Origin of the sequence: Streptomyces sp. BV286 (assembly GCF_019090165.1) — a bacterium.
GTDB lineage: Bacteria > Actinomycetota > Actinomycetes > Streptomycetales > Streptomycetaceae > Streptomyces.
In genome coordinates this window covers 76,460-84,029 of the sequence record NZ_JAHRIB010000209.1, presented here as the reverse complement: position 1 = coordinate 84,029, position 7,570 = coordinate 76,460, and the positions used below count along the sequence as shown (strand labels likewise).

The window sequence follows — 7,570 nt, the reverse complement described above, 5'->3', positions numbered from 1 at the left end:
CTAGTACTGCAACGGTGCTTGCCGTGACTGCTGGCCAGGTCAGTCGTTGGTGAGGTTATGGGTGGGGACCTTGCTGATGTCAGGTTGTGGGCGAGTGAACTGGACGCTGTGCACGGGCGGTTCGTGCACCGGTTCAGCCGGTCGGAGCCGCGGGATTCGGCGCTCGCATACATGAGGGGATTGGTTGCGCCGCTGGAGCGCAAGAACGGCTGGACGCTGGCGGAGGAGGCCGGGCACGCGGGCCCCGATCGCATCCACCGGTTGCTGAACCGGATCGAGTGGGACGCCGACGAGGTCCTGGACGACGTGCGCGAGTACGTCGTAGAACATCTCGGAGACCGGGATGCCGTCCTGGTCGTCGATGACACCGGCTTCCTCAAGAAGGGCGTCCGTTCGGCCGGCGTGCAAAGGCAGTACTCCGGCACCGCGGGCCGTACCGAGAACTGCCAGGTCGGTGTGTTCCTCGCCTACGCCACTGGGCGCGGGCGCACGCTGATCGACCGCCGCTTGTATCTGCCCACGTCATGGACGGACGACCGGGAGCGGTGCCGACGGGCAGGCATCGACGACAGCGTCGCCTTCGAGACGAAGGTGGCCATGGCCAAGGCGATGGTCCGCCGGGCGATCGCGGAGAAGATTCCGTTCGGGTGGGTGACGGCGGATGCCGCCTATGGCTTCAGCAAGGGCTGGCGCTTCGAGTTGGAGCAGGCGGACGTCTTCCACGTCATGGCCACCACCCGGCACGACACCGTCGTCACCCGCTGGGCCCTCGACCATCCCGTCCATGACTTGTTCCCCGGCCTTGCACGGCAGAAGTGGAAGCGCCGCTCCTGCGGCCAAGGTGCCCATGGACAGCGGATCTACGACTGGGCCCGCGTCGAGGTCCGCCCTTGGCACCGACCCGACCGCCGGCACTGGGTGATCGCCCGCCGCAGCGTCAGCCGCCCGGAGGAGATCTCCTACTACATCGCCTACTGCCCCGCGGAGACCACCCTCGACGACCTGATCCGCATCGCGGGCAGTCGGTGGGCCGTGGAGGAGTGCTTCCAGACCGCGAAGCAGGAATGCGGCCTGGACGACTACCAAGTCCGCCGCTACCCCGGCTGGCACCGCCACATGACCCTGGCCATGGCCGCCCACGCCTGCCTGACCGTCCTGCGGGCCCGCCAGCTGGACACGGACAAAGCAGAAACGGATCCTCCCAGCTCATCCACCTCAGCCTCGCCGAGATCAGACGCCTGATCACCCGCCTCACCGACCGCCGACCCACCCCGGTCGACCACATCCTGCACTGGTCACACTGGCGACGCCGACGCCAGCACCAAGCCCGCACCAGCCACTACAAAAGACGCGGACACAGCCCCTGACAACTGCCCATCAATCAGAACAAGCACCGTTGCAGTACTAGCCCAGGCGATGCGGCTGGGCCTGGTGGGGGAGCGGCTGATGGACGTGGAGCTGGCGGTCGCGGAGCTGACGACCAACAGCGTGGTCCACGGCGGAGGCCGCGGGACACTCGCCGTCTGGGCCGAGCAGGGGCAGCTGGTTTGTGAGGTCCGGGATTCGGGTCGGCTGACCGATCCGCTGGCCGGCCGCCGCCCACCGGAACGCGGCCAGATAGGCGGCCGGGGCCTGCTGCTGGTCCACTACGTGGCCGACCTGGTGCGCGTGCACACCGACGACGACGGCACGACCGTACGCTTCTACCTCAGCTTGTGACAGCGTGCGTGGGCGGCCATCTGTGCGGTGGCCGCCCACTGCAAGAGACAGAGCGATGAGCGGGGGGCGTGGGGCAGGCGGTCGCCCTCGACAGTGCCTCGGACTCGTCGTCGGTGTGGTCGATGGCCGCGCCGGCGAGGAGCCAGCGGCGGCCACGGTACGGCTGACGAATACGCTGCAGTCGGCCGGAACGGGCAGATGAAGAGCTGGTGCCACAGCGGCGCGAAGAGTCAGGCGGTGAGGGCCCGCTCAAGGGTGGGATGGCAGGGGATGATGTCGTCCAGGCCGACGATCTGAAGGACCCGCAGGACGGCTTCCTGGGCGCCGGCGATGCGCAGCCAGCCCTGTGCGCTGCTCACGGCCCGGTGAGCGAAGACGAAGACGTTGATGCCGCTGGAGTCCATGAAGGTCACCCCGCTGAGGTCCGCCACCACCCGCGGCAGGGTCGCGCCGGCCGGGGGCAGCAAGGCCTGGGTGAGCAGATCCTTGGCGGTGTCGTCGATCTCGCCGCGCACGGTGACCACCCGGATGCCGTCGATGGTGGTGTGGCTGATCGACAGCCGATTGGGCTCGGGCGCTCTGTGGATGTCGTCTGTCACCGTTTCCTCGACTGCGTTCACTGACCGGGACTCTCCAGCCTCGGCACGCTATGCGCGGCAAGTCTGCCCCGATAGTGCGGCGGACAACCGTTCGTTCCTCTAGGCCGGACCTTAAGGCACTGGTGAGAGCAGGTGTGGGGGTTACTGAAAGTCTGGAGATCCGGCGGGAGCCGGTCGGTAAACGCATCACCGCCCGCATCGCCCTGCAGGGATGATTGCGACCGCGACAGTGACGTGGACGGAAACCACTTCCAGAGCAGCGGCATTGGGTCTACGTCTTGATTGGTGCGCGGCCGACTTGGCGGCCTTCTCGATCTTCGCGCAGTAGCCTGCACGGGCCTTCTTGTCGATCTGCTTCTCGGTGTTCGGCGCGCACCCTGGTACGGCCGTCGAGGCCCTCGCGCAGGATGTCGGCGTGCCGGGTTTGCCGGATGGGCTCGCCGAGGACATGGACCAGGACGGCGAACAGGTTCGTGTTGGGACAGGGCTCCGGCCACCAGGGCACGTGGCCGGGGCGTCGAGGGGGAGCTCGTTGATCGTCGCGTCGGAGTGTTCCCAAGTGCGCCGGTAGAACCCGATGATCTGATCGCGGGTCTCGTCCCCGGCCACCCACAGATCGCTTCCGTCGGAGTCCTGGCACCGGGGCAGCGGTTCCGGTCCAGCCCGGGTAAGGGAGGTCGGGTACTTAAGGACTGGAGCCCGAGACCAGGCGCGGTTCGGGCCCCCACGAACGCGCACCTGCCACAGGGAGGCCGACGCGCGTACCCCGGCCTGGCAGCTTCATGATGCCTCAGCGCAGCGGGCGGCGGTGTCGGCCGGAGCGCTGCAGGTGCATTCCCAGGTACACCAAAGCGGCGACGAACACCACGATGCCGATGATGAGCAGGTAGAACAGCCCTTCGGCGACCACGCCAATGAGGCCCAGCACGATCGCCGCGATAACGAGGACCAGGAAGAGCGTCATAAAGCAGGCACCTCCTCGAGAATCCGGTCAGCGGCGGGCGAGCTGCCGCTCCCCGTCCGTGCCGGGACGGTAGGGAAGGCCGTAGTGCGCGAAGACAGCGGCCTCGTCCTCGGCGGGCAGGACATCATCCGTGCCAATCGCCGGGCACTTCTTCACCAGCGACTTGTCATAGTCGACCTTGACGTAGCCGGGACCCACGATCGCGTCCGCCAGCGGAACGAAAACCAAGCGGTGGCGGGTGGGCAGCCCTACCTGGACAGTGGTCATAGCCGGCTCGTCGGTGCTGGTGTCCACGTAGACGGACTCCAGCGTGCCGATCTTGTGTCCCCCTGCGTCGATGACGTCATGGGTGCGCCACTCACGGATATCCGCGCTCTGGATCATTCCGGATTTCCCTTCGTATGGCGGTGTGCCCGATGCAGGCACTTCTCTGGGTTCCCCGCTCAGCTCGCCCGAACCAGACCCACGGCGTCGCATCATTTTGGGACGCAGGTCTCGGCATGTACGGGAGCCATGGCCGGGCGGGCGCGCCCGTGCGCCCATGTCCTCTGCTCCAAACCGCTGCCGACGGACACCCGCAAGAATGCGAGGTCGGCCTTCGTGCCCTGCACGCGCGTAGGGCACGTCTGCCCCGAGCAGGAAGGGCCATCTCTACCAACAGCAGCCTCAAGACGCGGGCCCGATCCGATTGCCGCTTTCGGCACATAGTCGCCTACGACAGCGGAACTCGCGAGGCCAGGGGCCACACCACCAAAGATCGTGACCAGTAGTGCACGCTCGGGAGTTGTGGGCAGGCAGTATGGCCAGGATGACCACACCACTCGCCCAGTGGGATCCGACGTCGCAGCGCTTGGCCGACGGCCTGCCAGCTACGAGGAGTTGGTGGTAGCGAGGTAGGCCGCGTTCAGGCGTTCGCGAACGCTCGGTGATCGTGGTGGGGATTCGGGGCCAAGGTGTGAGTGGCGAAGCTCGTCCATGAACTCTTCCCAGAGCGCGGGGCCGCCTTGTTCGAGCAGCTCGGCGCGAACGCGCAGTGCACGGCTCGTGGGCCGGTGGCGAAGTCCCCAGCTGCCGAGCTGCGCGAACACGGGTACGAGTTGGATCGCGGGTTCGGTCAGGCTGTAGCGCGCCCGCTGGCCGGGTCGCGTGTCCTCGCGGGAGAGCAGTCCGAATCCGACGAGTCGCTTGAGCCGGTCGGCGAGAATGTTGGAGGCGATCCCCTCGATCGAGTTGGCCTGAAGCTCCCGGAAGTAGCGACGGTCTCCGAAGACGATGTCGCGGAGGACGAGCAGGCTCCAACGATCGCCGAACACCTCGATGGCGGCGTTGATCGGGCACTCCGACCGTGGCTCTTTCGCTTCGCCCATAGTGCTTGCAATCTACCATCGGCCGGTACTACCGTCCCGACGAGTGGTTGCAGATCACAAGCGGAGGGGGTCACCGTGCTGAGCCGGGTCGCGGAGGGTGTACTGATCCACCAGAGCGAGCTACTCCAGAACAACACGGTTGTCGTGCGGGGCCGGGCTGGCGTGTTGCTCATCGACCCCGGAATAACGGGCGACGAAATGGCCTGCCTCGCGAATGACCTTCGCGAGTTGGAGCAGCCCGTTGTGGCAGGCTTCTCGACGCATCCTGATTGGGATCACGTGCTCTGGCACGCAGAACTCGGCGAAGCGCCCCGTTACGGTACAGCCCGCTGTGCGTCCTTTATGCGAGATGTGCTGTCACGCCCGGACTGGAAGGCCCGTGCCGCCGAGGCGCTACCTCCGGAAATCGCCGGGGAGGTACCGCTGGACCTGTTCGGCCTCATTACCGGTCTGCCTGACGGAGCTGCGCGGATTCCTTGGGACGGCCCTCAAGTCCGGATTGTTGAGCACCCGGCGCATGCCCCGGGCCATGCGGCGCTCTTGATCGAGGAACGAGGTGTTCTCGTCGCCGGCGACATGCTTTCTGATGTCCTGATTCCGATGCTCGACGACTTCACCAGCACCGATGACCCGATTGAGGACTACCTTGTTGGGCTGCGGATGCTCGAGGGCGTGGCCGGCAACCTCGATGTCCTCGTCCCCGGTCACGGGTCCGTCGGCGCAGCTGATCAGGTACGCACACGGATCGACCAGGATCGGGCCTACGTGCATGCCTTGCGTGACGGCCATGCATCCGATGACCCGCGGCTCGGACCATCTGCCAAGCCCGGCTGGGAGTGGGTAAGCGATATCCACGACGGGCAAGCCCGGAGTCTCGCCCGAAGAAGCGAGCGCGACGGGACGCCCGGCTAGGGCCTGTCCGGCGGATCATGAGGTTTGTCTGGAGCCGCTGCCGGTGGTGCACCAGACGATCTGGGGATGCGAGTTTCAGGAACGTTCAAAGTGTCCGACTTCACTCCAACCCAGGTATCCAGTCCACAGATCCAGACCGCCGTGGCTGTCGGTGTAGCCCACGATGGACAAGAAGTACGAAGGCGAAGTGATCGGGCGCTCGACCACGTTGTTCACCTCCGCGTTCAACGAGTCCACTGCCCTGGGCACCTATCTCGCCATGGAGTCCTTCGACGGGACGCTCTCGGCCGGGCAGGCTCCTTCAACTTCGCGCACTCCAAAACCACTTCGGGCGAGAGCCCGCAGGACGAGCTCTTCGTCATCGTTCCGGACAGCGGAACGAGCTGGCAGATATCCACAGTAATCGGTCAAACAGGCCGTTGGGTGGTCCTGTCGGACCATAGGTTCGCCGTACCTAGGCAGGGTCGAGCCCTGGTTGGCCGAGAGCCGTCCGCTGATCATCAGTGACATGCCTTCGAAAGGACAGATCTTCGTGCGCGTCCCCACCGTCTTCGCCGCCCTCACCCTCCTGCTCGTGGCCACCCCTGCCACGGCCTCCACGCACACCGGAAATCCGGCTCCCACTCCGTCGGCCCAGACCGCGGAACTCCGGAACGACGCCGACATCGGCCTGCCGTCCCGGTACATCGTCCCGGGCCAGCGGGCATACCCCGGCGGGCTGGCGTACGACCGGGCCACCGACCAGTTCTTCACCGGCAGCACGCAGGAGGGCACCCTGTACGTGGGCACGCCCGGCCGGGAGAGGATGCAGGTGTGGCTCCGGGGCGGCGTGGACGGCCGTACGACCACGTCGGGGATCATCTCCGACGACCAGGGCAGGCTCTACGTGGGCGGAGGCCCGACCAACCGGGTGTGGATCTACGACATCCGATCCCGCCGGCTCCTGGCCACGGTCTCCGGCGTGCCCGGTGGCTTCGTCAACGACATCACCATCGCTGAGGACGGCACCGCCTACGCCACCGACTCGCTCGGTCACCTCATCTACCGGATCAGCGAGCGGGACGGGCGCTGGAGCATGCACCCTTGGCTCGACCTGGACGGCACTCCGGTGGAGCACGTCGACGGGCACAACCTCAACGGCATCATCGCGGTCGACGGCGACAATCTGATCGCCGTGCACAGCCAGTCGGGCAAGCTGTACCGATTCGACCGGACCTCCAAGGAGATCCACCAGGTGGACCTCGGCGGCGCCTTCCTGTACGGCGGCGACGGCCTCGTCCGGCATGACGGACGGCTCTACGTGGTCCGCGGCGGGCTCTCCCCGCAGAACCCGCAGCCGCAGGTCTCGGTGCTGCGGCCGACCGACGACTGGTCGGCGGCCGAGGTGGAGTCCGTGATCAACTCGGACTTCCTGCATCCCAGCACCGCGCGAGTGGTACGTGGCCGGCTGCTGGTGGTCAACAGCCAGTACAACACAGGGCAGACCGGTGGTCAGCCGGAGCTCCCGTTCTCGATCTCGGCCATCCCGCTCGGCTGACGCCGCCCGCCGAGGGCCGCCCGTCGGGTCAGCGGGCGGCCAGTACGGCCACGTCTGCCACCTTGCCGGAGCCCTGCACCTGGTCCTTCACCTCGAACGTCACCGACTTGACGTCGTCGGAGGGAGCCGGGTAGTAGACGAACACCCGCTGCATGCCGCCCGCACCGATAGCGGTGATCGCGTTCTCCGCGAAGAAGGAGTCCCTGCTCCGCACCGGGACCGGAGGCACCGGCTGACACGAGTGCCGCGATTCGCTTGGTGGAACATAGCTGTCACAGCAATGAAGTCCAGCCTGGGCGAACCTCTCAATTCCTCTGCAGCAACCGGAATTTCTTGCGCCAGCCCGGTAGGAAGCTGTGGTTGACTCCCTCGGAGTGTCCGGCTTGTCCTGAGTGTCAGTACGACGATGTCGCAGTGGTCAGAGACGCGTTGGAGGACATGGTGGGCATGCTCCCGCTTCCGGCACGCACCG

The 7,570-nt window shown here is 66.6% G+C and carries 9 protein-coding genes and 2 pseudogenes; 5 read left to right on the top strand and 6 right to left on the bottom strand.

Annotated elements, in window-relative coordinates; all coding sequences use genetic code 11:
• Nucleotides 1-57: 57 nt before the first annotated feature.
• Nucleotides 58-1,242 (top strand): IS701 family transposase, encoded by a 1,185-nt coding sequence (locus tag KUF83_RS39645; RefSeq protein ID WP_217458249.1) that lies wholly within the window; start codon nt 58-60, stop codon nt 1,240-1,242.
• A gap of 162 nt (nt 1,243-1,404) precedes the next feature.
• Nucleotides 1,405-1,719: pseudogene (locus tag KUF83_RS39640) on the top strand (ATP-binding protein); the annotation flags it as partial.
• A 230-nt stretch (nt 1,720-1,949) separates the two neighbouring features.
• Here KUF83_RS39640 and KUF83_RS39635 read toward each other — a convergent pair.
• The 5 genes and pseudogenes from KUF83_RS39635 to KUF83_RS39615 form a co-directional block, all read right to left on the bottom strand.
• Nucleotides 1,950-2,318: an STAS domain-containing protein gene (locus KUF83_RS39635; RefSeq protein ID WP_308403374.1), complete on the bottom strand. Its 369-nt coding sequence runs from the start codon at nt 2,316-2,318 to the stop codon at nt 1,950-1,952.
• 288 nt (nt 2,319-2,606) lie between these two features.
• Nucleotides 2,607-2,984, bottom strand: a pseudogene (locus KUF83_RS39630) (DUF664 domain-containing protein); the annotation flags it as partial.
• A 124-nt stretch (nt 2,985-3,108) separates the two neighbouring features.
• Nucleotides 3,109-3,282, bottom strand: a complete 174-nt coding sequence (locus tag KUF83_RS39625; RefSeq protein WP_217459955.1) for a hypothetical protein — start codon at nt 3,280-3,282, stop codon at nt 3,109-3,111.
• Between the two features lie 27 nt (nt 3,283-3,309).
• Nucleotides 3,310-3,666 carry a PRC-barrel domain-containing protein gene (locus tag KUF83_RS39620; RefSeq protein WP_217459954.1) on the bottom strand — a complete coding sequence of 119 codons (357 nt, stop codon included), beginning with the start codon at nt 3,664-3,666 and terminating at the stop codon, nt 3,310-3,312.
• Between the two features lie 485 nt (nt 3,667-4,151).
• A complete protein-coding gene (locus tag KUF83_RS39615) occupies nt 4,152-4,649 on the bottom strand; it encodes a helix-turn-helix domain-containing protein (RefSeq protein ID WP_217459953.1) in 498 nt (165 codons plus the stop codon).
• 75 nt (nt 4,650-4,724) lie between these two features.
• Here KUF83_RS39615 and KUF83_RS39610 point away from each other — a divergent pair, with 75 nt between their 5' ends.
• The 3 genes from KUF83_RS39610 (at nt 4,725) to KUF83_RS39600 (ending at nt 7,098) form a co-directional block, all read left to right on the top strand.
• Nucleotides 4,725-5,561, top strand: coding sequence for an MBL fold metallo-hydrolase (locus KUF83_RS39610; protein WP_217459952.1), 837 nt, complete (start codon nt 4,725-4,727; stop codon nt 5,559-5,561).
• A 163-nt stretch (nt 5,562-5,724) separates the two neighbouring features.
• Nucleotides 5,725-5,964 carry a DUF3224 domain-containing protein gene (locus KUF83_RS43170; RefSeq protein ID WP_217459951.1) on the top strand — a complete coding sequence of 80 codons (240 nt, stop codon included), beginning with the start codon at nt 5,725-5,727 and terminating at the stop codon, nt 5,962-5,964.
• Nucleotides 5,965-6,069: 105 nt separating this feature from the next.
• Nucleotides 6,070-7,098: a hypothetical protein gene (locus KUF83_RS39600; protein WP_217459950.1), complete on the top strand. Its 1,029-nt coding sequence runs from the start codon at nt 6,070-6,072 to the stop codon at nt 7,096-7,098.
• A gap of 28 nt (nt 7,099-7,126) precedes the next feature.
• Here the strand turns inward: KUF83_RS39600 and KUF83_RS39595 are convergent, their stop codons facing one another.
• The gene (locus KUF83_RS39595) at nt 7,127-7,327 is read right to left on the bottom strand and encodes a hypothetical protein (protein ID WP_217459949.1); all 201 of its coding nucleotides are present in this window, start codon (nt 7,325-7,327) and stop codon (nt 7,127-7,129) included.
• Between the last annotated feature and the right edge of the window lie 243 nt (nt 7,328-7,570).